The following is a 24,028-nucleotide window of genomic DNA, read 5'->3' as shown; positions in this document are numbered from 1 at the left end:
AACCTTACTCTACCACGCAAAAATAACTATCGATATGTAGACTATTATAAGGAGGAACGCCTTATGAATGAAAGCAGCCCAGCCTTGTCTGCGCGCAGGATTGTTATTATTGATGATGAACCGGATATTACAGACTTACTAACTACAGTATTGCAAAAAGAAGGCTTTCGGCATATTTATACAGCAGCTACAGGAGAAGCGGGCATTAGCTTATGCCGGGAGCAGCAGCCGGATATTATTATTCTGGATATTATGCTGCCGGATCTGGATGGATTTGCTGTCTGTCAGCAGCTGCGTCAGTTTAGTCAGGTACCGATCTTTTTCCTGTCTGCCAAAAATGAAGATATAGACAAGATTATAGGTCTTGGAATCGGTGGTGATGATTATATTACCAAGCCATTCAGCCCCAAAGAACTGGCTTACCGGATCAAGGCACGTTTTCGGCGGGACCTTATGTTGTCCGGCATGATCAGAGAGCAGCGTCCTGTATATGAATATGGCAATATTCGTATTGATGAAAATAAGGGCGAAGTGACTCGTAATAGTGAACCTGTAGGTTTGACAGCCAAAGAGTACAAATTGTTACTGTTATTGGCTTCCCATCCTGATCAGATATTCAGCAAAAGACAGCTGTACCGAAATGTATGGGAAGAAGATGACAGGGGCAGCGATAACGTCATTATGGTTCATATCCGGCATCTACGGGAGAAGCTGGAGGAAGACCCGTCCAATCCGCAGCGGCTGCTGACAGTACGCGGGATCGGTTATAAATGGACTTCGCGGAGCAGAGAATCATGAAATGGAAAATCACCTCGCTGTACGTCGGTTCTTACATTGTCCTGCTTGGATTATTTTTGATTATCTATACAGCAGCTGTTTTTTATTTTATCGATAATGGCAGCGAATTCAGTCCGGTTGAGATGACACTGGAGTTTCAGCAGTACATTATCGGAGATAACCAAGATCAGCCGATCATTACCGATACTGGTAAAAGTCTGCTTCAGCAAAATAAGGCATGGATTCAGGTACTCGATGAAAATGGGACAGAGATCGCTGCCTGGAACAAACCGGATCATACGCCGGAGCATTATACGCCCAGCCGGCTTGTTTTTATTAATAAATTTTCGGTTAATGGATCAACCATTTTCACGGGCGTGCGGGAGTGGAAGGACAGAGAATGGAGTTATTTGATTGCTTTTCCGGAGACTCAGGTAAGTAAATACCCGGTGAATTATGAACCACGCTACATGTTTAACAGTCTTTTTTATATTTTGGGCATATTGATTTTATCGATTCTGCTGATTGGGTATCTGTTTGGCAGTATACTGAGCCGTCCTACATGGAAGCTGATTCAGGCAATCACCCGTCTGTCCAGGCGGGAGTATAGCCCCCGTTATAACGCGCGGGGATTATATCGTAACGTATACGAGAGTCTGAATACCTTGTCGGATAAGCTGCAGGAGCATGAGAGTGAGCATCAACGAATGGAGAAGATGCGGGAGGAATGGATCGCCAATCTGTATCATGATCTGAAAACACCCCTATCTTCGATTCAGGGATACGCTGAATTGATGAGTGATCCTATGGAAAGTATCAATGCAGAAGATCGTTCCCGCTACAGCCGTATCATTGCCAAAAATACTACTCAGCTGGAAGCGCTGTTGAATGATCTTAAGATCACATACCGCCTCCAAAATAATATTCTTCCCTTGACTATGCGCACTGAAGATCTGCTGGAGGTGATTCGTGAGACGGTTATTCAGGTGTTAAATAACCCTATGTATCGGGAACGAGAGATTGATCTGGATTCCGATCAGGAGACGATCTTCATGTCGATTGATCATCAATGGATGCAGCGTGCCCTGAATAATCTGATTCTGAACGCGCTCATCCATAATCCGGTATCCACCCGAATTCGTATTCGGGTGCAGCGCCGACAGCACGAGGTTAAAGTACAGATTATAGACAATGGCAAAGGAATTCCGATTAACGAGCAGCAGCGGCTGTTTGAACGTCATTATCGGGTAGCCGATGCCAGTCAGCCTACGGTCGGTTCCGGTCTGGGTCTGACGATTGCCAAGCAGATTGTAGAAGCTCATCAGGGAAGTATTACGCTGGATAGTGAGCCTGATCGAGGAACAGTAGTCACGCTCCTTTTTGCCCATCCTTCTTCCTGTCCCAACGAGTAATCAGGATGACTCCTATTGTTAAATATACCGTTCATGAATACACAGCAGGTGGATGATGATCCATACTAATCACTGTGAGATGACAGCTGCTTCAAAGCTCCTCTCCACAATAGATCTTTTCTACAAAAGACAGATACCGATGCAACAGGTATCTGTCTTTTTGCTTAAGCCAAACTTAAGGTGATTACAGTACTGCACTTAAACTTGGGTCCGTATACTGGGTGAAGAATCATTAACCAACCCGATATAAAGGAGCAGAAAAAATGAGTGAATGGATCATGGAGACACAGGGACTTACCAAAGCCTACAGGAAATTCATACCGGTCGATCAGCTTCAACTGCATGTGCGTGAAGGCGAAGTCTATGGATTTCTTGGTCCCAATGGAGCCGGCAAGACAACCACTATTCGTATGCTGCTGGGATTAATACGTCCCAGCGCCGGCAGTATTCGCATATTTGATCGGGAGCTGCCTCGGCACAGGTCTTTCATTTTGCGGCAAGTTGGTTCGATGGTAGAAGCACCTTCCTACTATGGGCATCTGACAGGCAGAGAGAATCTGAAGCTGACTTGTACACTGCTGCGGATCCCGGAAACCGAGGTGGATCGTGTGCTGGATATCGTACGCCTCAGCCAGGCACAGCACAAATTGGCGCGGACTTATTCACTAGGGATGAAACAACGTCTGGGTATAGCACAGGCACTGCTCGGTAATCCCAGATTGCTCATACTTGATGAGCCGACTAATGGACTGGATCCGGCAGGTATTCAGGAGATCAGGGAACTAATTGTACAGCTGCCCCGGCAGCATGGGATTACTGTATTTATTTCCAGTCATATTCTCCGGGAGATTGAACGGGTCGCCACTCGTGTTGGTATTATTCATACCGGACGTTTACTTTTTGAGGGAGAAATGTCCGAACTGCAGAGAAAAGGTCATCCTTTTGTGCAGTTGTCTGCCGAACCGATGCAGCAGACGATAGATTGTCTGAGGGATTGGGGATACCTGGTAGAGAAAGCGGATCATGGCATGAATATTATGACAGATCCTGCAGAAGCATCGGTAATTAATCGGAGGCTGGTGAGCCATAATATCGAAGTGTCGCATCTGAGTATAGGAGGTCGCTCGCTGGAAGATATCTTTTTGGAAATGACGAAAGGAGCCGACAGCCTGTGAATTTTATGAGAGTGCTGTATACGGAATGGCTCAAACAGCGGCGTGGATTACTTCCATGGATTGTAGTTGGTGGGCCTTTGATGTTTGCCGGTATGATGTGGGTGGATCTGTATCTGAGGTATAGCTATCTGAGCGGCAGACACCCGAACCTTAGTTCATGGGAACTGCTAATGCAGGAAGGATTCATGATATGGGCACTCTTTTATCCGATAGGTATTACACTGATCGCAGCGCTGGTTCATTATCGGGAATATACCGATCAGGGCTGGAAGCATCTGTTGGCGCTACCGGTCACCCGGTTATCTGTATATACAGCCAAGTGGCTTCTGATCTGGCTATTATCCTGTTTAGCGGCAGGCTTACTGCTGATTTTCATGTATATGACCGGTATGATTTTGCACTTTTCGGAGCCATTTCCTCTGGGTCAATATATACGATATGGTATCAATCTGTGTATTGCAGCCTTGGGAGTAGTGAGTCTACAGCACTGGCTGAGTTCGAGATTAGCTAATCCACTGTACGGGATGGCTATCGGTTTCTCGGGAAGTATGGGAGCTTTATTTTTTGCCCAGTCCGAGATGATGCGATTTGTTCCTTATGCGTCGGCCTTGTTCACTATGACAGTAGACAATGAGGATCAATGGCTGGCAATCACAACAGGGCTAGTCGCAGGACCGCTGCTGCTGATCGCCGGATTGGTAGAATTCAGACAGCGGGATATCCATTGAGAGGAGAGAGTGTATGATTCGCTTATTTCAATATGAGTTACAAAAGATGAGACGGACGCGGCTTCTCTGGCTTGTGGGGATCGCTCCGTTGTTTATGGTGTTTCAGGGAGTTCAGAATTTTATTCGTTACAGGCAAATCTGGACGAGAGAAGCATGGGAGGTCATTATGGAGCAGACCTTTATTTTTTATCCTTCTTTTCTCTATCCTTTATTGATTGCCGTTATTATGGCCATGGTGGCGCGCGTTGATCACGTACAGGGTGGCTGGAAGTATATGCTGGCTCGTCCGGTATCCAGATCAGGTGTATACATAGCCAAACTAGCAGTAGGAATATTGTATATTTTAATCAGCATGCTGGCTTTTGGCAGCAGTGTGGTGCTGGGTGGATTAGTTGCAGGAGCAGGTAGCAGTATTCCGTGGGAAGAAATTTCCCGGAAAATGGCAGGCTGCTTTCTCGCTTCACTTCCTGTTATTATGATTCAATATGAGATCAGTGTACGTTTTAATCATGTAGGAATACCTCTGGCTTTAGGTATTATTATGAGTGTACCTTCTATTCTGGTAGCCAACTCCGAACAGTTCTGGCTACTGGACCCATGGACATATCCGGTTGTACTCATGCTGGGTTCACGTCTGGGTCTGGATAATGGACAAGCCGGGATGATGAATATAGTTATTGTCATGCTGACGCTGCTGGTTTTCCTGATAGGAATAATGGGTTTTCGTCGCAGGGATATAGTATGAAATATAATATAAAAAGCCTGTTCTCTCTGTGACGGAGAACAGGCTTTTTTGAGTGGTTAGACAATTATATTTGTTTTAGGTTGTACGGCGGAACTTAAAGAGCGAGCTGATGAACAGAATGATGAGGAAAATAACGCATGCCCCAATACTAATCCGGTTGCTCGCATCAAACAGGAACAATACAGCAATTACACTGAGGCAGATGGCTGTCAGTCCGGAGATGTACGGATATCCCCAAATGCGGAATGAAGGCTGGATTGGATAACTTTTGCGCAGCTTGAGCTGGGACAAACAGATGCTGATCCAGACGAGCAGTACAACAAAGCCAGGTACAGCAATCAAAATACCGAATACCTGATCCTGAGCTACATAGGCAAGCCATGAGCCGAGCAGCAGGACTACAGCACATAGAATCAGACTGTTTACCGGTACACCGCGGCTGGACGTTTTGGCCAACATGGCAGGGGCTTCATTGCTGGTCGCCATGGAGTGCAGCATCCGGGTGGCTCCATAAATCCCGGAATTGGCAGCAGACAGGACTGCTGTAACGAGAATAAAGTTCATAATATGAGCGGCACCCTGAAGTCCGGTTGCTGTCAGTACCTGTACAAACGGACTGGTCTGGTCACTCAGCTGATTCCACGGGATCAATCCACAGATGATCAGAATCGGCAGGGTATAGAACAGCACAACCCGCAAAATAAAGCTTTTCACGATCTTTGGCAGTACTTTATCTGCATCAGGCGTCTCGGTCAGTGTCAGACCGATCAGTTCTGAACCTCCATATGAAAAGGTAACAACAAGCAGTGCCGACAGAATCGCGGCCCAGCCATTCGGCAGGAATCCACCGTGGGCTGTAAAGTTGCTCAAATAAGGAGCAGGGCTGCTACCCGGGATAATACCGAACAGCAGACAGCCGCCCAGTACGATAAAGATGATAATCATCGCAATTTTGATTCCGGCGAGCCAGAATTCAAGCTCACCCAATCGTCCGACGCTCATCGTATTAACCAGTAAAATAAAGGCAGCACTGGCCAGACTGAGCGTCCACAGTGGTACATCAGGGAACCAGAACTGCAAAAAGCTGCCGGCAGCGATGACTTCAATCACACATACGGCAAGCCACATAAAGCAGTACAGCCAACCGACAATAAAAGCGAGCCGTTGCCCGTAAGCCAGAGAAATAAAGTCTTTCATGTTTTTGTTGGGATAAACCGTCGCCATCTCTGCAATGGCTCCCATAACGACCAGCAGGAGCAGACCTGCAAATACATAGGAGAGAATAACTCCAGGTCCTGCGAGGTTGATCGTTTCGGAACTACCTTTGAAGATACCTGTTCCGATAACACCGCCCATTGCCATAAACGTAATATGCCGTGGACGGAGCTTTTTCTGTAATGATGCTTCTTCATTTGCTTTCAAGCGTAAGTCCTCCTCAGTGTGATACTGCTTTAAACCACTCCAGTGTATTTATCTATACTAACTTATAATCGGCATTTTCGATATGAAATTCAATGCTGGCTAGGTATCTTTTTGAATGAGATGTTATTTGGATAGGGTCAAGAGATAGAGAATAGATACGACGCACCCTAAAAACAAATAAAAAATGCCTTAACCTGGGCATTATCCGGTAAATTACAGGTTTGCGTACTGTAATCTACCGAGAATGCAGGTTAAGGCGGTTGGATAAATCGATTTTATAAATTAATTGGCGGCTACGTTTTTCATAATATCATCGATAATCATCGAGTTGGCGATCGGGCCGGTGTATAACCAGCTGGAATCCAGACTCATCGTATACGCATGTCCTGCTTTAACAGCTGGTATACTGTTCCATACTTCCGGACTAATATGATTTTCCGGAGATTCACCATCCTTGATAATAACAAACAGATAATCGGCATCCAGCTCGGAAAGGCTTTCCTGGGATAGGGAGCTCCAGTTGGCTTTGCTGCTGGCAGAGGCTTTTTTGACGACTTCAGGTACACTCATGCCCAGATCTTTGTACATGACATCCCCGCTAGACAGATCCTGGTTGACGATAAAGATACTTTTGCCGCTGATCCAGATGGCAGCAGCTGATTTGGTACCGACTGCCTGCTGCAGCTGCTGTTTGGCATTTTTGGCTTTGGCCTCATAATCCGCCAGCACTTGCTCGGCTTGATCGCTTTTGCCAAGTGCATTACCGACACTTTTCAGTTCTTCGCGCCAGTCGTTGTTCTGTGCGTTGCCGACAACATAGGTAGGAGCAATCTGGGCGTATTGATTATATTTTTCGCCTGCGACCATTTCTGCACTGTCCATCAGTAGCAGATCAGGTGTGAAATTAATAACAGCTTCATACGGTAATTCGGAAGAGATAGCAGGGACACCTTTGAGCTTGTCTTGCAGATAATCCTGGACATCGCCTTTGCCGATCGACCACTGTGCTACAGGAGTGACGCCAAGTGCAACGAGTGGATCTTCGAGATAGGAAGCGATAATACGCTGCGGATTGGCAGGAATCTTCACTTCATGTCCCATACTGTCTTTTATTGTGCGTTCCGCTGCAGCCGTATCTGCAGGAACAGCTGCTTCATTACCGGTTGAAGATGGAGTAGTGGCGGGTGCTGAAGATGAGCAGGCGCTTGTAACAAGTACTACAGACAGAAGCAGAGCAGCCGTTCCGAATGGTTTGTTAAAACGATACATATGTAATTCCCTCCAGATTTGATGTTTGCTCATGTTGGTTGTATACCCAAGTCAAGCATTAGGTACAGTATACATCATTTCCAGAATAAATGAGAATTATTATCAAGTAGATAATTCTACGAAATAATGACTATTTATTGAGACGGTAAAGGGAAATATCCTGTCTTTCTTATCAATTCTTGGCCTTCCGGGGAAAGAATCCAGGTCAGTAAAGGTTGAATATTTGGATTGCTGGATACTTTCGCTTTCTTGTTTGATGAATCATCGGTACCTTTGGATGATTGATGTGCAGTAACTGCGTAGAAAGGAGCAATCAGCTTATACGTACCATTTGCTATACTTTTGGAATCCGGGTAAACACCATCGACCGCCAGCAGTCGAATATCCGAATTGGGATTCATCGTCGTAGCAAAAAAATGAAAAGAGTAGCCGATCGCATTGTTATAGTTTCGATACGAAGCGACTTTTTCCATAATGTCGCCCATACCTGAAGCCACACTGTCGGTTGGCGGATTCATCGGTTGTTCGCTGCCCATCCACCTGCGCAGCATGGCTTGGCTGCCGCTGTCCTCTGGCCGCTGGAAAGCCTGGATCGATTCATTTTTGCCGCCTACCTGCTGCCAGTTGGTAATTTTGCCGCTATAAATCTCTTTGATCTGCTCAGAAGTCAGATTCGTAACCGGATTATCCTTGCTCACAAAGAATACAAATGCTTCCTTGCCAATAGGTGTCAACTGCAGTTCAAGATCATTTTGCCGGGCCAGCTGCTCTTGTCCGCTGGAAGGAGCAGCAGCGAAGATCATGTCTGTATTGCCAGCGATTAGTCGTTCGTATGCGGGCCCGGTACCGTTGCCTTGTACGGCACTTTTTTGCTCATGTGGATCATAGACAGCACGCGGATAGACGGCCTGGACAAAGGCAGAATAGACCGGATACAGAGCTGTTGCTCCATCCAGACGGGGCAACTTTGTCCCTTTGTCCAGATGATAGGAAGAAGTTCGTCCCAAAGAAGCGACCCGACTTGGCTGCTGCTCTGTCTGGAAAGGTTGGTATTGCTGTAGATCAATATCCTGCACACTGACAGCGACCATACTTTGATCATAAAGGGTATAGCCTTTGTAACTGGCTGTAGCTACGATGCATCCTGCCAGGCAGACAACCAGAAGCCAATTGAATAGTGGATGATGCAGTATGTTCTCGAAAGAAGAAAGAATAAAAGCAATCTCCAGAATAAGCAGTATGATATAAAAAATAACGGTGTAGAAAAGAGGGTGATCACTTGTAAATCCGATCACGATCGTTCCGATTATCCCTGCAAAAACACAACCTGCCAACCCCAATAAGGCGAGTCCAATCGTAGTCATTACGCGTTCCATGAATAGTTCTCCTTTGTTAAGAAAGCAGTGACGGATTCTTCATTTCCAGAATTACCGGACAATGATCACTGCCCATAATCTGACAGTCGATCTGCGCATCAATCAGTACCGGTGTCAGCCGGGAGGAAGCGAGGAAGTAGTCAATCCGCCAACCAATATTGCGCTCGCGTACTTTGGCCATATAAGACCACCAACTGTACATATTTTCGCGATCGGGATAAAAATGCCGGAAAGTATCAATAAATCCCGATTCCAGCAGGAGGGTCATTTTGCCACGCTCTTCATGGGTGAATCCCGAATTGCCTATATTGGAGCGGGCATTTTTGAGATCAATCTCCTGATGGGCGACATTCAGATCTCCGCAAATAATGACGGGCTTGTGCTTGTCCAGCTCCAGTACATAGAGGCGGAATCGGTCTTCCCACTCCAGTCGGTAGGGGAGTCTCAGCAGGTCGCGCTTTGCATTGGGGGTATAGACATTGACCAGATAAAATCCCTCGTACTCCAGCGTAATCATGCGGCCTTCCTCTTCATAATTTTCCTCCAGTCCATAGTGGACAGATAATGGTTTGATGCGGGTAAATACGGCTGTACCGGAATAGCCCTTTTTCTGTGCATAATTCCAGTACTGCTCATATGCTCCACCATGATCAATTTCGATCTGACCGGCTTGCAATTTGGTTTCCTGAATGCAGAAAATATCGGCATCCACACGGTCGAAATAATCATTAAATCCTTTTTTGACAGCAGCTCTCAGGCCATTGACGTTCCATGATACAAGCTTCATTGGTGTATAATCTCCTTAGGGGTCATAATGGAATAATCGATATGTAGCAGCACACAATCAAACAAGCAGAGCATGAACAGCCTGCATAGAAGCAGATCATCAAGCTTTGCTTGCTGAATAGCATACTATCAGTGTACCACGACTGCGAAAAGGAGGAACAGATGAGTAGCATATGTCTGCTGATCCATGGCTTCACTGGAGGACCGCATGAGGTCGAACCACTGCGCGCCTATTTGGCAGAAAGGAAATGTATCACCAAAACATTTATACTGGCAGGACACGGCGGCACAAGAAAAGATATGATGGATGTGAGCTACCAGGACTGGATAGCTGGAGCGGATCAGGAGCTTCAGGAGCTGCTGGAACAGCATGAATATGTCCATCTGATCGGCTTCTCGACCGGAGCACTTATTGCTGCCCATCTGAGCATACGTTATCCGAATCGGATTCGGACACTCACGCTGTTGTCTGCGCCCGTCTTTCCACTGAATCCACGGCAAATTATGAAGACGCTGATACAACCGCATATGGTTCGTGCATACTGGCGTAATCTATGGCAGGTTCCTCCACAGGCGACGCGAGAATTTTATAAAATAGTCCATGCTTCGCATAGGATTTACAAGCAGATAAATACACCGGTATTCATTGTTCAGGCTGAACAAGATCATCTGGTCAAACCGCACAGTGGCACCTATTTATATAATCAATTACAAATGGGGGAAAATAACAAACACCTATTGGTCATAGCGGATAGCGGACACTTGGTCTGTCACTGCAAAGACCCATCCGAATTATTTAACGCCGTATACGAGTGGATCTGTCGTCATGCATCTGATCAAAATGCTGCAGGAAAAAGATAAGTAGATCAAGATGCTATGAAGCATAGCCAGATTACATAGTAACCGAAAAAAGAATGCATGTTCGTATAAATGGATTGACAGACCTCATCGCATCCGCTATATTAAAAACAAATTCAATATGTTGTGCGGGTGAAGCACCTCGCAGAAACAGGCTATATGCTGTTTCTGGAGGTGCTTTTTTTGTTGTCTGCCTGCCAAACATATCATAGGAGGAATACATAATGAACAGCACCCATTCAAGCAATACAATCGCTAATCAAGAAAGAACAACAACCATCGTGAAAAGAAAAAGATTTTCTACACATTGGAGGTCGGGGCTGCTATCGATAGGATTAACGTTAATCCTGCTGACTTCGCTTTTGCCTGCCGGGCATGCGTATGCAGATAACTGGACTACAGCTGTAAACGGCATAGAAGCCGTATATGATGGAGTTGCTTCGCTGGAGTCCGTGATCCAGCTAGAGAATCAGCAGACCCAGACTCTGCGTAAGCAGAATAACAGCCGCCTTCAAATCGTCAATGCCAGAATCAAAGACATAGATAAAGCCAAATTAGCTGCTCTCAAAACAGCAGTTACGCAAATTGAACAGAAATATGCTCCCTTATTCTCGGAGTATGGAGAGCTTGGTAAACAGGCAGCCGCAGCTCGCAAGCAAAAAAACACCAAAAAAGTCGAAGTAATCAGTCTCAAACGCAACAAAATGAAAGCCGAGGTTACTGCTGCCCGCACTGAAATTAAACAAAAGAAAGCAGCTCTCACCCAGGCAAGAAAAGAAACAGCAGCACGCAAAAAGACCGTCAAAGAAGCGTTAGCTCCTGTACAGACGGTCAAAAAACAGATCACTGCCGAAAATAAAATCATTTCTACCTACAAAAAAAGCCGTTCTGCTGCACGGAAAAGCTATCATGCAGCTGTCAAAAGAGGAGATGCGATCAGTGCAGCTGCCTATCTGACAGTCGTCTATAACAAGCTTGGAGCAATCCATGCATCCCAGCAAAAAATGTACAACTGGGAGCAGCAGATTACGACGATTATCAAAACAGCAGAATCCCGATTATAGCTATTCAAAAGCCAGATTCAGCGGCTCATTCGACAGCTCTCTCTCTGGCTCCAAATTGGTAACCGGAATGCTATGATCAACTTCTTCGAAGCGGAATCCATCTACCCAGACATGGCCTGTACCGGTAAGAAGTATGCCGATCAGAATTATCTCGCTTGTCTGGGGAATATCCAGCACAATAGCATAGTGATTCCAGTCTGTATCACCCGAAATAGGCCGGTTATTCATATTATCAAATTGCAGAATCTGCTGATCGGCACCGTCGACCCGCATCCATAATCCGCACGCAAGATGAACATTACTGGTTTTGACAAAGCCCGAAAAGCGTATTCGTTTACCTGTATAATGATCTGCTCTGAATTCCTGCATCAATGTGGCAAATGCAAATGGTTCAACGGGATGAATCGATTTGAGATAAGCAGCAGTGCTGCCGGTATGCACAGTATGATGATCCAGACCAATTTCATAATGCGGAGTATCGGTTCCACTCAGGAACCAGCCCTTGATCGGTGAAGTAGTATCCATTATTGACTCTCCTTTATCCAGATAGGGTGAGAGGGAAGCAAAGACCTGACGATAGCGGCCGGGAGGAAGTCCGTATATTTTTTTGAATGAACGGGTAAAAGCTTCCTGACTCTCGAAATGACAGTGCAGCGCAATATCCAAAATGGGAGTATGGGAGTGTAGAAGCAATACTGAAGCCTGACTGAGACGGCGCTGCCTTATATAATCAGCAATATTCATACCTGTGGTTCGGCGAAACAAACGGTGAAAGTGATAAGGAGAAAAGCCTGCATAAGCTGCAATCTGCTCAAGTGTCAGTTCTTCCAGCAGATGGTTCTCTATATATTCAATACTGCTCTGAATAATCGTTTTCTTGATCAATGCTATCCCTCCTTTCTACAATTAGAATACCAGACAGGGAAAATAGATTTTTGATCATTTTTGCGGTCTTGAGGGTCTTTTTAACATCAATAATGTCCAGCAAAGAAGTACACGAAGACATAGAAGGGCGTCCTGTTCTAAACATTATGTCCTATCTGAAACTTGAAAAACACACTATACAAAAGCTGCTAATAGACACGTATAGTTGTAACCGCCAGTTGTCAGGGGTAAGATGGGGCTAACGTACATATTCAGGAGGTTACCCAAAATGAGTACTGACACTATGCTGATGGATTATCTGACTGTTCACTCTGCGTATCATCCGATTGCGATACCCGGCAGAAATAGCTGGACGTACTTTTCCAAAATGACGGGCATTCCGCAATTATGGACACTGGATGATTCCGGTACATCCCGGCTTGTAGTAGAAGCGGAAGACCGAATTTTGAGCGTAAAGTATAGCCCTCTGGGAGATCGTGCTGTAGTAGGAATGGATCATCATGGTAATGAGAAACAGCAGCTGTACATTATGCATCTGCTGAATGAATCCACTCTACCAAAAGCAAGTAGCGACTCGTTGGTTCCACTGGTGCAATCGCTGGAACATTTTCACCATATTGGTGGTTGGTCTCCAGATGGCCAACTGTTATCCTATTCAAGCAATCGAAGAGACCCGGCCTTTTTTGATATTGATGTTATTGAAGTAGATAGCGGAGAAGTGCGGACTATTTTTCAGTATGATGGTAATTGTGTACCGCTTGGCTGGGTAGATCATGAGCATCTGCTGGTTCGTATTCAAGAGACGAATCTGGATAGTGGTATTTATTTGCTGGATATCCAATCAGGTATACGTATTCGTCTTGGATCGAATTCGAATCTGGCACGTTATGAATCCATACTCACGGCAGATCAGGGACGTGCAGGCTATGTACTGACGGATGCTGGTGAAGAGACACTATATATTGCCCGGTTTACATGGGAGCAGCCGGAACAATTGCACAAGCTGCTGGGCATATCGGGTTGGGATATCGAAGAGATTGCTTTAACACCGGATCAGACGATGCTGGCTTTTAGTGTTAATGAGGATGGGATATCCAAACTGGGACTGCTGCGTCCGGATACAGGCGAACGTGAAATGATCGAGGTACTGCCGGAAGGTGTAGTCGATTCCCTTTCCTGGTTGAACGATTACGAATTGATCTTTGCACTGCGTTCTCCGGTAATGCCTGGCGATATCTGGCGGTATAACCGTCTGAATAAAGAGCTGGTTCGACTTACACGAATAGGACATTCCGACACAGTGGGATCATTGTGGAAACAGCCAAAGCTATATCGTTATGATTCATTTGACGATCTGTCGGTGCCTTATTTCCTGTATGATCAGCAGTCTGTACCCAGTGGAGAGAAGGCAGCAGTCATCTATGTACATGGTGGTCCGGAAGGACAGACCAAAGCGGAATACCATCCGGTTATGCAGTATCTGGTACAGCAGGGATTCGTCGTAGCCGCTCCCAATGTACGCGGAAGCAGCGGCTATGGAAGAACCTACATCCAGCTGGATGATGCCCGCAAACGGATGGATTCGGTGCAGGACCTTGCCTGGCTTGTAAAAGCACTTATTCGTGACCACGGTGTTCATCCCCAGAAAATCGGCATTATGGGACGTAGTTATGGCGGTTTCATGGTACTGGCTGCGATCACTCATTATCCCAAGCTGTGGGCTGCAGGGGTAGATATTGTCGGTATCTCCAATCTCAAAACACTGCTGCAAAATACAGGTGCCTGGCGTCGCCGGCTGCGTGAATGTGAATATGGTTCGCTGGCAGAACACAGTGACTTTTTCGATGATATCGCTCCACTGCATCATACGGCCAATATTACAGCACCACTGCTTGTATTTCATGGACGCAATGATACCCGCGTACCGGTCAGTGAAGCCGAGCAGCTGGTACATGATATGAAGGAGCGTAATCAACAGGTAGAGCTGATTGTTTTTGAAGATGAAGGACATCAGACAGAACGACTGGAGAATCATATTACCATGCACCGCAAAACTGTTGAATTTTTCAATGATCATTTGCGCTAAGTAGACCATATTTGAATGACAAAGGAGGCGGAATATATGAATAAACCAATCAATCATCCTGTTATATCCGCACAGGTGGGACAGATCTATGAGCAGCTTATGGCTGATGTACAGGTACAAGCCGGATTGCAGTTTCTGGAACAGGATCATGATCGAACGATTGAAGAACAGATTCAACTTACAGAGATCGAAGCACCAACATTTGCCGAAGCAGCCAAAGGAGCGGTATATAAGCGCAAGCTGGAGGAGTATGGCATTCAGGATGTTATGGTAGATGAGACAGGTAATGTATTCGGTCTTCGTTCTGGCAGTGGCAGTGGTCCTACTCTGGTTGTATGTGCACATCTGGATACCGTCTTTCCTGCCGGTACCGATGTTCAGGCCAAGCACAGAAACGGACGTATCTATGCACCGGGTATTGCGGATGACGGGCGTGGTCTCGCTGCTGTACTGACCATAGCCAGAGCGCTTCAGCACACCGGTATTCATACAGTAGGTAACCTGATTATTGGGGCAACAGTCGGTGAAGAAGGTCTGGGCGATCTGCGCGGAGTCAAAGCATTATTTGCAGGTCGCAGTGATATCGATGGATTCATTTCGGTAGAACCGGGAGCCCCGGAGAAGATTACCTACCTGGCTGCCGGCAGCAAAAGATACAGAGTAACTTTCCACGGTACCGGTGGTCATAGCTTTGCTGATTTTGGTATTCCGAACCCTATTCATGCGCTGGGACGTGCTATTGCTGGAATCTCGGAGATTCGTACGCCTGCTGAACCGAAGACTACTTTTAGTGTAGGGGTAGTAGAAGGAGGTACATCCGTCAATACGATTTCGGAGCATGCGACGCTGCTGCTCGATATGCGCTCCAATTCTGCACAAGCATTGGCAGAATTGGAGCAGCAGGCATTGAATATTATCCAAAAAGCAGCTGAAGCCGAAAACACCCGCTGGAACCGTGAAAATGAGCTGACAGTTCAATTGGAACTGGTCGGTGACCGGCCAGCAGGAGAACAGGGGTCTGATGCTGCAATTGTACAGGCGGCATCAGCTGCGAATCGTGCGATGGGACTGGAACCGGAACTGGAAGATGCAAGCAGTACGGATTCCAATGTAGCGATCAGTCTTGGTATTCCAGCGGTTACACTTGGCGGCGGCGGAGAATATGGAGGCATGCATACACTTGAAGAATATTTTGACCCTGCAGGTGCTTATCGTGGAGCGCAATATGTATTCCTTGTGATGCTGGGGCTACTTGGAGTAGAAGGTATAACACCGCCTTTGCTAATTTCCAAACAAAAATAAGACAAAGCAGGCAAGTAAAAAAGCAAAAAGGTAAAAAGCAAAAGGTAAAAGTAAAAGTCAATCAACAGCGAACGTAAAAGTAAAATCAAAAGTCTGATTATTTGTGTAAACTAATATTTGGTAGCGAAATAAGTCTACATTTTGCAGGTTGTGAGCAAGAATGGTATACTGGTAATTCTTTTTCAAACACAGTTATTTATGTGATATCGATATAGTCTTGATCAGATGGTAACACAATCAGAGACATATCCTGATGCATAATCAAATACTGTATTTTAGAAAATTGGAATTCCCAGTGACCTATTATTTTAGTAGTAATACTGCTAATGAGCGGCATCAACAGGACAAAGTAATCCTTTTTATAAATCATAAAAAATACTTCTTTAAGACTATGTCATAGTTGGCATATCCTACATACTCGGCTTGATTTGGTGACAAAAATGAAATATATTAATGGTGAAGCTGGTTACCAAAAGTCACATAAACTTAAAACATATGACCCAGTTTAAATCTTATAAATCTGGAAACTACCCTGTGGAGCTTGATTTAATCATATATTATGGGTCCGTGGCATGGTGATGTCAGCCAAAAGGTATGCTATACTGCTACCAATATGTTTATTGTTCATGTGTTTACCTGGTTACATTTTTGTAATGCGTTATCTATTTCCTTGTTTGAAGCAGGGTGACATTGAACGGAACAACGCGACTCAAAGGAGCTATTTATTTATACCGGGTCAGATACCGATACCTAATAATATAGTTCCATACCAGAGTACCCGCATAACCGGAACGACAGTAATAGGGCATATAGCCAATATTATGGTCTTAGCCGACTATTCAAAAAATGGAGGTAATAACGAACTATGAGAAAACTACCCGCTTTTATAGTATCCTGTGCCTGTGCTCTAGGCATTACACTAATGGCGTCACCCGCAGACGCTGCTGTCCTGACTCAGGGCATGAGAAGTGGAGATGTCGTTCAATTACAACGGCAGCTTGCCGAGCACGGGTTCTTTCATGCGAATACAACAGGATATTATGGAAGTATCACCACTTCGGCAGTAAAACAATTTCAGCGTGCACACGGACTTAGTGCAGATGGTGTCGCTGGCCCTGCTACACTGTCCAAGCTTGGTGGTAAACGAAGCGGAATTGTAACTGCGAGTGCAAATGTGAGCAGTTCCAGCAGCAACCGTGTGACCGGTTATCACGTGAACGATCAGGAAGCTGTGAATATTCTGGCTCATATCATTTACGGCGAAGCCCGTGGGGAATCTTTCCGTGGACAGGTAGCAGTAGGCGCAGTCGTACTGAATCGTGTTCAATCCAGTCAATTCCCGAATACGATCTGGGATGTAGTGATGCAGCAGGGACAATTTACCGCAGTAGCAGACGGACAGTATTACCTCAAGCCTAATCAGAGCGCATATAATGCAGCACGCCAGGCACTTCGTGGTGTCGATCCGACTAATGGATCGCTGTATTATTACAATCCACGGATTGCGACATCGCAGTGGAGTATGAGACGTCCGGCTGTTATTACCGTAGGACAACATATCTTTACGAACTAATTATTGGGTTGATTCCCGATTTCAAAAGCCCTATCCGCAGGTTGTAAGGGTACTCTGCGTATAGGGCTTTTATATATGTGTAAATTAAAGAAGTTACAGGGAAACGTATAGATTACCCATGATATATCTGTGCTGCTGAAGGAATATGAAAAAAGCTGGACACTGTGGTTGCTAACACGGTGTCCAGCTTTTCAGTTATATTTTTCTTGGGCTATAGCTTGTTATTCGGCTCTATCATCAGTTCCGCTTCGCTATACAGCTTTGGCGATCTCTCTGTCTGAAGCTGATCGTATCGATGTGTACAAATGCAAATCCCATGATTCCTTTTTTATCTTACCGGATATTAATCATTCATCTGCTTGATGTTCAGCAAGAGCAAGAATCCTGTTCCGTTTGATTCTGATGGCTTGATATGGAACAGATTCTTGTTCCCGCTGAAAGTCTGGCAGAAAGATGAATATACTCTGGTAATTTTAGTGCAATCAGAGAAAAACATTACATCAGACCAATAAGGCGACTATATTTAAGCAAAAATAGATACTTAATTCATCTAAGAAAAACATAGCTTTCGATTAAAAGGACAATCATTTAGACATCATGCCCTCACAAAGTGTACTTCGTTAAATATGATGCCCTTCAAAATAGCAACTAATTAGCATCATGTCCGATAAAAGGTACACTTCATTAGAAAAGATCAGCGTTTCAGACTTTTGCCATTCGTGCTGATAACTTCTTTGTACCAGTGGAAAGATTTTTTGCGATAACGTTCCAATGTACCTGATCCGTCATCATGACGATCCACATAGATATAACCATAGCGTTTTTTGAGCTGGGCAGAAGAGGCGCTGACTACATCGATACAGCCCCAGGAAGTGAAGCCCATAACCTCTACGCCGTCTTCTACCGCTTCGGCTACCTGTACCAGATGATCATTAAGGTACTGGATGCGGTAATCGTCTTCGACGGTTTTTTCTCCATCCGGACCAGTGATCAGTTCATCGACAGCGCCCAGACCATTTTCCACGATAAATAGCGGCTTCTGGTAGCGATCATAGAACATATTTAGTACATAACGCAGACCTTGCGGATCAATCTGCCATCCCCATTCGCTGGCTTCCAGATGAGGGTTCGGTACGCCGCTGAACAGGTTGCCCTGACCGGAATGCTTTTTGCTCTCATCGGCAGTTTCACAGATGCTGACATAATAGCTGAAGGAAATAAAATCTACCGTATTCAGCAGCATTTCCTCGTCGCCGCTTTCCATTTTGATCTCAATGCCATTTTCGCGGAAGTAACGCTTCATGTAGCCTGGGTATTTACCGCGTGCATGCACATCTCCGAAGAAGTAGTTTTTGTGCTCGGACTTCATCACGGCAATTACATCATCCGGATTAGGTGTCAGCGGGTAGGTGGGCATGCTCAGGATCATACAGCCAATCTGTGCATCCGGAATGATCTCATGACAGAGCTTCACAGCCGAAGCGCTTGCTACCAGTTCATGATGGATCGCCTGATACAGATCCTGCTTGCTCAGCTGATCTTTGGGCGTATAGATGCCGCCGCTCATAAACGGTGCTTCCAGAATAGAATTGATCTCGTTAAAGGTCAGCCAGTATTTGACTTTATCTTTGTACCGGCGGAATACCGTCTCTGCATAACGCTCATAAAAACCGATCAGCTTGCGGTTGACCCAGCCATCGTATTCTTTGGACAGATGCAGCGGAGTCTCGTAATGAGACAGGGTAACCAGCGGCTGGATACCGTATTTGAGACATTCGTCGAACAGATCATCGTAAAATTGCAGACCCTGCTCGTTTGGCTCCGATTCATCACCTTTCGGGAAAATACGGGACCAGGCGATCGACGTACGGAATACTTTGAAGCCCATTTCAGCAAACAACTTCACATCTTCTTTGTAACGATGGTAAAAGTCGATCCCGACCAGCTTCATATTGTCTTCAGTTGGAGCTTCGGTGATTGGCCCCATTACGCCTTTGGGAGCAACATCCTGGGTGGACCAGCCTTTGCCGTATTGGTCAAAAGCGCCTTCGGCCTGGTTGGCAGCAATAGCACCGCCCCACAGGAATCCCGGCGGGAAATTAAGCGTGGTATTTTGAGAGTCACTCATGTTCAGCACTCCATTCGTTTCGGTATTTTGTGCTACACTGTTAGCAGCACTGCCTTTCAAGCGTAATCGTTGTAACGGGTTACATGTCAACCGGGAATTTTTAGTGTGGTTCCGTCTGCATGAATGGGCAGGACAGTATAGTATGTATTTAGAGACAAAAGGGGAAGTCCGATGTCCAAGTTCGATGAAATTATTCGGTTATCCGGCTATTCCAGAGCAACAGTATCGCGAGTCATCAATCACTCGCGCCATGTCAGTCCGGAAGCAAGAGCAAAAATTTTGAATATTATGAAGCAGCTCAACTACGTACCCAATCGGAATGCAGTCTCCCTGTCGACAGGACAGACGAATCAGATCGGTATTGTAATGGCAAGTACAAACGAGATTGTACTGTCTTTTTTGAATCAATTTGTGGATATCGCCATGGATTATGGCTTTCAGACCATTATATATACGACACGCGGGGACAAAGAAAATGAACTGCGCGCTTTTGAAGACCTGCGTAGCAAAAGAGTCGATGGGCTGGTGATCGTCACCTGTGTTAATGAACCCCGGCTGCTCAAAGCTTACTGTGAATATGGACCTATCGTCTCCTGGCAGCGGATGGGCAGTGATGAGATTCCTTCCGTCGCCATGGATCAGGCAGAAGGATATCGACTTGCTCTGGAACATCTGGTATCCAGGGGCTATACCCGGATTGCCAATCTATTTGGCCGGGTCGAGAGCTTGAATACCCAGAGCCGACGGGAAGCCTATGAGCAGTTTATGCGGGATCATCATTTGCCGGTGCGAACAGATTGGTATCGGTATTCGGTATTTACACCAACTGATGGAGAGGAAGCGCTGCGCGAGCTGATTACCGGTTCGGAACTGCCCCAGGCTGTACTATGCGCCAATGATTATGTAGCGATCGGTATTCAGTCTGAAGCGAACAAGCAGGCAATCTCTATCCCGGATCAGCTGGCGATTGTAGGGTTTGATGATACAGAGCTGGCGCATACACTCGGGATTACGACTATTTATAATCCGATTGCAGAGCAGGCTACGCATGCCTTTTATCGATTATGGGCTGTGCTTGGCAAGCAGCAGATGGGACAGGAACAACAGCTGCCACTGGAGAAACTGCAGTACAAGCTGATTGCACGTCAGACTACTTAAGCCCTATTTTTTGTAATCCTTATGTAAAACAAACCTCTTTAAATCGCGATTTGTGTAAAAAATGTCTTATTTCCGAATTTTATTCGAAAAAGGCTTATCCATACTGACATTCCGTCCGAATAATTGGGTAATAAGACGATATAAATTAGGGTTTATGATCAAGTTGTAGCCTGGTAGAAATGAAAACAACAATGATCTATCAGCGTCGTATCATGTTGTTTGCTCCACTTGCGCTGAATACTCGAAGAGGAAGGCAGGGGTTGCAGTGAAGCAGATCGCCGTACAGCCTTATTACAAAATCGAGCGTGAAATTACAGATCGCGAGCAGAAATACCTGACCGACGAGCGGGAAATGGTGCTGTATGAAGACCGTCTGATTACGCACCGCAGAGAATTTCCACTGTGTGATATATTCGATATGTCCTATCGTAAACTGGGAGCAGGCGAAGGATTATTCTATCTGCATACCAGCAAAGGTGTATTTTCGTACACGATTCGCAAAGACCCTACACGCTTTATTCGTGCCTTTAAGGAAAAGGGGTCCAAGCAGCAGCAAGCCGGAACCTATCGCTCCTAAACCAGGTACAACGTCAACATAGCATCATAACACAAGATTGGAATAAAAAAGAAAGCCCCGATCCTGGATCAGGGGCTTTTTATAATAATCAGATATGGTATGAGTGAAGATAAATAGGGTCTGAATTTATAGAAAGCACCACCGTACAAGCTCACTAACGAGTTTGTACAGTGGTGCTGTTTGTGCATTTAATGAATGCTGGCAGCCGGGCGGATAATCATCTCGCTTACGTCCACTTCGGAAGGTTGCTCAATCGCATACAGGATCGCGTTAGCAATAGTCGATGCAGGGATAGAAACGCTGCGGTATTCTTTCATCGCCTGGCGAGCATGTTCGTCAGATATGGTATCTGCCAATTCGGACTCTGTTACACCCGGAGAAATCAGTGTAACTCGTATATTGGAGTCCGTCTCCATTCGCAGTCCATCCGTAATTGCTTTGACGGCGTATTTGGTTGCGCAGTAGACTGCTGCTGTAGGAGTAACGCTGTAAGCCCCGATCGATGCGATATTGATAAAATGGCCGTTGGACTGCTGTTTCATAAGTGGTAATCCTGCGGCAATCCCATGCAGTACACCGCGTATATTGACATCAATCATACGATTCCACTCCTCCACTTTGATCTCTTCAAGAGCGGAGAGCGGCATGACTCCTGCATTATTCAATAGCACATCCACCTGTCCATAAGTATGAACGGCAAACTGTATAAATTGCTCCATTTCCTCCAGCCGCGTTACATCCAGTTGCATATACGCTGCAGATCCGCCAGCAGCCTGGATCTCGGAAGTGATGACTTCCAGTCGCTCGGTACGGCGGGCGCCCAGAACGACGTGTGCTCCCCTGGCAGCCAATAGACGCGCGGTTGCTTCTCCGATTCCGCTGCTGGCACCTGTAATAACAATTACTTTTCCATTTAGATTAGACATGATAATTCCTCCAGTAAATTATATTTTAAAATCCCATATGAAGATATCCAGAATCGCTACTATCTCTAATCATCTGCTGGCGTTTCTTGTACGAATCATCTGCCAGCGTTCCATAGTTGAACCAGTGTACGATACATATCCCGGATGGTTTGATCTAAAAACATAATGTTTTGAAAGTAATAAAGTGTGTTGTCTATTATTCAATAAACAAGGGTAGGGTCAGTTCTGTTCACGATAAAGAACCATCCCGGCATGGTAAAGTACATCTTCACGAAAATCACCATCGGCAGTAAACCCGGTATCATCCACATAGTCAATATGATCACCGGTAATTGTATAATGACCTGTGTAGGCACTTGTAATCTTCCCTCTGGTTTCATCATAGCGTCCACCCGGTAATAATTCGTGACGGATATAACCGTCTGCGGTTACCCAGATGCCAATATACGGATGAGTCGATACAGTTGGTTCGGACATGGTAATCTCTCCTTTGCTGGTTATAATTAAAATAGCAGCGGCATGATATACGGCTTTGTAGAATATACTTATCGTATACAAACAGTGTATGAAGATAAGGAGTGCTGCCACTTGCTGATGTCTTTATTATGTGCCTCATTCAGCAGGAAGCGGTAGCAAGATCAGCCCGGATTCTTGCCTGAAACTCGCAAAATGGTTACAGCAGAAATTGAATTCAACAGCTAAATGATAATTGACAGGATGGATGATAGAGAAATTCATATTCCGAGTATTCTATGTAGACAGGAGGAATAGATATGACTATGATGGATACCGATCAGAGAATCCACGATCGTCTGCAGGAGTTGGCGGGTGAGATTGAGCGATTAACTGATCAAGAAGGCATTCAGCCAACACAGATTCCGTCACTAAGCCTGATTCGTAACAGTGAAGTGACCAATGCGATCCATATGATCTATGAACCGGCTATTTGTCTGGTGGCTCAGGGGCGCAAGCAGGTGATGCTGGGACAGGAGAGTTACGAATATGGCCCGCTGGATTACTTTCTCGTCTCGGTCGATCTGCCTATTTCGGGTCAGGTAATCGAAGCTGATCGTGATCATCCCTATCTGGCAGTCCGGCTGGCTCTGGACCCTGCACAGATTCTGGAGATGGTGCAAGAGACGGAACTTCAGGCTGCCGCCGCACCGGCCAAGCGTGCCCTATGTGTAAGCCGGACTGATCTGGGATTGACCGATGCAATACTGCGGCTGGTCAGACTGCTGGAGACGCCGGATCATATTGAGGTGCTTGCCCCTCTGTTAATCCGGGAGATCCTGTATCGTATCTGGCAAGATCAACAGGGAGATATATTGCGGCAGCTGGCAGTGACCGGCAGCAGTACATCGCGCGTCGCCGGAGTCATCAAGCATATCAAGCAGTACTACGATCAGCCGCTGCGTGTCGAGGAATTGGCAGCTGCAGGCAGCATGAGCAGTTCTTCACTGCATCGTTATTTCAAAGAAGTCACCGGCATGAGCCCGCTGCAGTACCAAAAGCAGGTGCGGCTTCAGGAAGCACGTCGTCTACTGTTATCGGAAGCGGCAGATGCAGCCGAAGTAGGCTATCGTGTAGGGTATGAGAGTCCTTCCCAATTCAGTCGTGAATATGCCCGGTTATTCGGTCTTCCGCCGATAAGTGATATGAAACGATTACGTGAATGTCCGGTAGTTATATAAAACATGCACCGTCATCATAGACGGTGCATGTTATAAACGTACAGGGGCGCATCGGATTCATTGCCGTTGCTTTTATATTATGTACGA

General features: G+C 45.8%; 21 protein-coding genes. 13 read left to right on the top strand and 8 right to left on the bottom strand.

Features of this window, described 5'->3' with window-relative positions:
• Window positions 1-63 precede the first annotated feature (63 nt).
• The 5 genes from H065_RS0105485 (at window position 64) to H065_RS0105465 (ending at window position 4,837) form a co-directional block, all read left to right on the top strand.
• Window positions 64-798, top strand: a complete 735-nt coding sequence (locus H065_RS0105485) for a response regulator transcription factor (protein WP_017812021.1) — start codon at window positions 64-66, stop codon at window positions 796-798.
• Window positions 795-2,189 (top strand): sensor histidine kinase, encoded by a 1,395-nt coding sequence (locus H065_RS0105480; protein ID WP_017812020.1) that lies wholly within the window; start codon window positions 795-797, stop codon window positions 2,187-2,189. The genes H065_RS0105485 and H065_RS0105480 overlap by 4 nt, the downstream gene beginning before the upstream one ends.
• Before the next feature lie 263 nt (window positions 2,190-2,452).
• Window positions 2,453-3,364, top strand: a complete 912-nt coding sequence (locus tag H065_RS0105475; protein ID WP_017812019.1) for an ABC transporter ATP-binding protein — start codon at window positions 2,453-2,455, stop codon at window positions 3,362-3,364.
• 5 nt (window positions 3,365-3,369) lie between these two features.
• Complete coding sequence (locus tag H065_RS0105470) at window positions 3,370-4,092, top strand: ABC transporter permease (protein WP_238557892.1); 723 nt, start codon at window positions 3,370-3,372, stop codon at window positions 4,090-4,092.
• A gap of 13 nt (window positions 4,093-4,105) precedes the next feature.
• Window positions 4,106-4,837 carry an ABC transporter permease gene (locus H065_RS0105465; RefSeq protein WP_017812017.1) on the top strand — a complete coding sequence of 244 codons (732 nt, stop codon included), beginning with the start codon at window positions 4,106-4,108 and terminating at the stop codon, window positions 4,835-4,837.
• A 75-nt stretch (window positions 4,838-4,912) separates the two neighbouring features.
• Here the strand turns inward: H065_RS0105465 and H065_RS0105460 are convergent, their stop codons facing one another.
• The 4 genes from H065_RS0105460 to H065_RS0105445 all read right to left on the bottom strand — a co-directional run bounded on the left by H065_RS0105460 (window position 4,913) and on the right by H065_RS0105445 (window position 9,691).
• Window positions 4,913-6,259, bottom strand: a complete 1,347-nt coding sequence (locus H065_RS0105460) for an amino acid permease (RefSeq protein ID WP_017812016.1) — start codon at window positions 6,257-6,259, stop codon at window positions 4,913-4,915.
• Window positions 6,260-6,541: 282 nt separating this feature from the next.
• On the bottom strand, window positions 6,542-7,528 hold the full coding sequence (locus H065_RS0105455; RefSeq protein ID WP_017812015.1) for an ABC transporter substrate-binding protein: 987 nt from the start codon (window positions 7,526-7,528) through the stop codon (window positions 6,542-6,544).
• Window positions 7,529-7,662: 134 nt separating this feature from the next.
• Window positions 7,663-8,904, bottom strand: coding sequence for a PstS family phosphate ABC transporter substrate-binding protein (locus H065_RS0105450; protein WP_017812014.1), 1,242 nt, complete (start codon window positions 8,902-8,904; stop codon window positions 7,663-7,665).
• A gap of 16 nt (window positions 8,905-8,920) precedes the next feature.
• Window positions 8,921-9,691: an exodeoxyribonuclease III gene (locus tag H065_RS0105445; protein WP_017812013.1), complete on the bottom strand. Its 771-nt coding sequence runs from the start codon at window positions 9,689-9,691 to the stop codon at window positions 8,921-8,923.
• A 161-nt stretch (window positions 9,692-9,852) separates the two neighbouring features.
• Between H065_RS0105445 and H065_RS0105440 the strand changes: the two genes are divergently transcribed.
• Window positions 9,853-10,551, top strand: coding sequence for an alpha/beta hydrolase (locus H065_RS0105440; protein ID WP_017812012.1), 699 nt, complete (start codon window positions 9,853-9,855; stop codon window positions 10,549-10,551).
• A gap of 221 nt (window positions 10,552-10,772) precedes the next feature.
• Entirely contained in the window at window positions 10,773-11,612 is an 840-nt protein-coding gene (locus tag H065_RS0105435) for a hypothetical protein (RefSeq protein ID WP_017812011.1), read from the top strand.
• Here H065_RS0105435 and H065_RS0105430 read toward each other — a convergent pair whose 3' ends face one another.
• Entirely contained in the window at window positions 11,613-12,497 is an 885-nt protein-coding gene (locus H065_RS0105430; RefSeq protein WP_017812010.1) for a helix-turn-helix transcriptional regulator, read from the bottom strand.
• A 268-nt stretch (window positions 12,498-12,765) separates the two neighbouring features.
• On the opposite strand from H065_RS0105430, the gene H065_RS0105425 reads away from it, so the two are divergent.
• The 3 genes from H065_RS0105425 (at window position 12,766) to H065_RS0105410 (ending at window position 17,458) form a co-directional block, all read left to right on the top strand.
• The gene (locus tag H065_RS0105425; RefSeq protein WP_017812009.1) at window positions 12,766-14,583 is read left to right on the top strand and encodes a S9 family peptidase; all 1,818 of its coding nucleotides are present in this window, start codon (window positions 12,766-12,768) and stop codon (window positions 14,581-14,583) included.
• Between the two features lie 36 nt (window positions 14,584-14,619).
• On the top strand, window positions 14,620-15,885 hold the full coding sequence (locus tag H065_RS0105420) for a M20/M25/M40 family metallo-hydrolase (protein WP_017812008.1): 1,266 nt from the start codon (window positions 14,620-14,622) through the stop codon (window positions 15,883-15,885).
• 865 nt (window positions 15,886-16,750) lie between these two features.
• Entirely contained in the window at window positions 16,751-17,458 is a 708-nt protein-coding gene (locus H065_RS0105410; protein ID WP_026136041.1) for a cell wall hydrolase, read from the top strand.
• A gap of 694 nt (window positions 17,459-18,152) precedes the next feature.
• Here H065_RS0105410 and H065_RS0105405 read toward each other — a convergent pair.
• Window positions 18,153-19,586: a glycoside hydrolase family 1 protein gene (locus H065_RS0105405; RefSeq protein WP_017812005.1), complete on the bottom strand. Its 1,434-nt coding sequence runs from the start codon at window positions 19,584-19,586 to the stop codon at window positions 18,153-18,155.
• Window positions 19,587-19,757: 171 nt separating this feature from the next.
• Between H065_RS0105405 and H065_RS0105400 the strand changes: the two genes are divergently transcribed.
• Together H065_RS0105400 and H065_RS0105395 are read left to right on the top strand one after the other, a co-directional pair.
• A complete protein-coding gene (locus H065_RS0105400; RefSeq protein ID WP_017812004.1) occupies window positions 19,758-20,744 on the top strand; it encodes a LacI family DNA-binding transcriptional regulator in 987 nt (328 codons plus the stop codon).
• Window positions 20,745-21,009: 265 nt separating this feature from the next.
• A complete protein-coding gene (locus H065_RS0105395; protein ID WP_017812003.1) occupies window positions 21,010-21,321 on the top strand; it encodes a hypothetical protein in 312 nt (103 codons plus the stop codon).
• Window positions 21,322-21,509: 188 nt separating this feature from the next.
• On the opposite strand, the gene H065_RS0105390 is transcribed toward H065_RS0105395, so the two are convergent.
• Both H065_RS0105390 and H065_RS0105385 read right to left on the bottom strand, forming a co-directional pair.
• On the bottom strand, window positions 21,510-22,247 hold the full coding sequence (locus H065_RS0105390) for an SDR family oxidoreductase (protein ID WP_017812002.1): 738 nt from the start codon (window positions 22,245-22,247) through the stop codon (window positions 21,510-21,512).
• A gap of 219 nt (window positions 22,248-22,466) precedes the next feature.
• Window positions 22,467-22,724, bottom strand: a complete 258-nt coding sequence (locus H065_RS0105385; RefSeq protein WP_017812001.1) for an Atu4866 domain-containing protein — start codon at window positions 22,722-22,724, stop codon at window positions 22,467-22,469.
• Window positions 22,725-23,020: 296 nt separating this feature from the next.
• Here H065_RS0105385 and H065_RS0105380 point away from each other — a divergent pair, with 296 nt between their 5' ends.
• A complete protein-coding gene (locus H065_RS0105380) occupies window positions 23,021-23,941 on the top strand; it encodes an AraC family transcriptional regulator (protein ID WP_017812000.1) in 921 nt (306 codons plus the stop codon).
• The last annotated feature ends 87 nt before the right edge of the window (window positions 23,942-24,028 follow it).

The sequence above is a fragment of the Paenibacillus shenyangensis genome (genome assembly GCF_000346635.1).
GTDB classification, from domain to species: Bacteria; Bacillota; Bacilli; order Paenibacillales; family Paenibacillaceae; genus Saccharibacillus; species Saccharibacillus dauci.
The sequence above is the reverse complement of the archived record's forward strand: the minus strand, read 5'-3'. Positions and strand labels throughout refer to the sequence as shown.

Excerpts from the sequence above, each read along its gene's own strand:
- H065_RS0105485 (WP_017812021.1), top strand. The coding sequence starts at position 64 with ATGAATGAAAGCAGCCCAGCCTTGTCTGCGCGCAGGATTGTTATTATT.
- H065_RS0105480 (WP_017812020.1), top strand. The coding sequence starts at position 795 with ATGAAATGGAAAATCACCTCGCTGTACGTCGGTTCTTACATTGTCCTG.
- H065_RS0105475 (WP_017812019.1), top strand. The coding sequence starts at position 2,453 with ATGAGTGAATGGATCATGGAGACACAGGGACTTACCAAAGCCTACAGG.
- H065_RS0105470 (WP_238557892.1), top strand. The coding sequence starts at position 3,370 with ATGAGAGTGCTGTATACGGAATGGCTCAAACAGCGGCGTGGATTACTT.
- H065_RS0105465 (WP_017812017.1), top strand. The coding sequence starts at position 4,106 with ATGATTCGCTTATTTCAATATGAGTTACAAAAGATGAGACGGACGCGG.
- H065_RS0105455 (WP_017812015.1), bottom strand. The coding sequence starts at position 7,528 with ATGTATCGTTTTAACAAACCATTCGGAACGGCTGCTCTGCTTCTGTCT.
- H065_RS0105450 (WP_017812014.1), bottom strand. The coding sequence starts at position 8,904 with ATGGAACGCGTAATGACTACGATTGGACTCGCCTTATTGGGGTTGGCA.
- H065_RS0105445 (WP_017812013.1), bottom strand. The coding sequence starts at position 9,691 with ATGAAGCTTGTATCATGGAACGTCAATGGCCTGAGAGCTGCTGTCAAA.
- H065_RS0105440 (WP_017812012.1), top strand. The coding sequence starts at position 9,853 with ATGAGTAGCATATGTCTGCTGATCCATGGCTTCACTGGAGGACCGCAT.
- H065_RS0105435 (WP_017812011.1), top strand. The coding sequence starts at position 10,773 with ATGAACAGCACCCATTCAAGCAATACAATCGCTAATCAAGAAAGAACA.
- H065_RS0105425 (WP_017812009.1), top strand. The coding sequence starts at position 12,766 with ATGAGTACTGACACTATGCTGATGGATTATCTGACTGTTCACTCTGCG.
- H065_RS0105420 (WP_017812008.1), top strand. The coding sequence starts at position 14,620 with ATGAATAAACCAATCAATCATCCTGTTATATCCGCACAGGTGGGACAG.
- H065_RS0105410 (WP_026136041.1), top strand. The coding sequence starts at position 16,751 with ATGAGAAAACTACCCGCTTTTATAGTATCCTGTGCCTGTGCTCTAGGC.
- H065_RS0105405 (WP_017812005.1), bottom strand. The coding sequence starts at position 19,586 with ATGAGTGACTCTCAAAATACCACGCTTAATTTCCCGCCGGGATTCCTG.
- H065_RS0105400 (WP_017812004.1), top strand. The coding sequence starts at position 19,758 with ATGTCCAAGTTCGATGAAATTATTCGGTTATCCGGCTATTCCAGAGCA.
- H065_RS0105390 (WP_017812002.1), bottom strand. The coding sequence starts at position 22,247 with ATGTCTAATCTAAATGGAAAAGTAATTGTTATTACAGGTGCCAGCAGC.
- H065_RS0105385 (WP_017812001.1), bottom strand. The coding sequence starts at position 22,724 with ATGTCCGAACCAACTGTATCGACTCATCCGTATATTGGCATCTGGGTA.
- H065_RS0105380 (WP_017812000.1), top strand. The coding sequence starts at position 23,021 with ATGACTATGATGGATACCGATCAGAGAATCCACGATCGTCTGCAGGAG.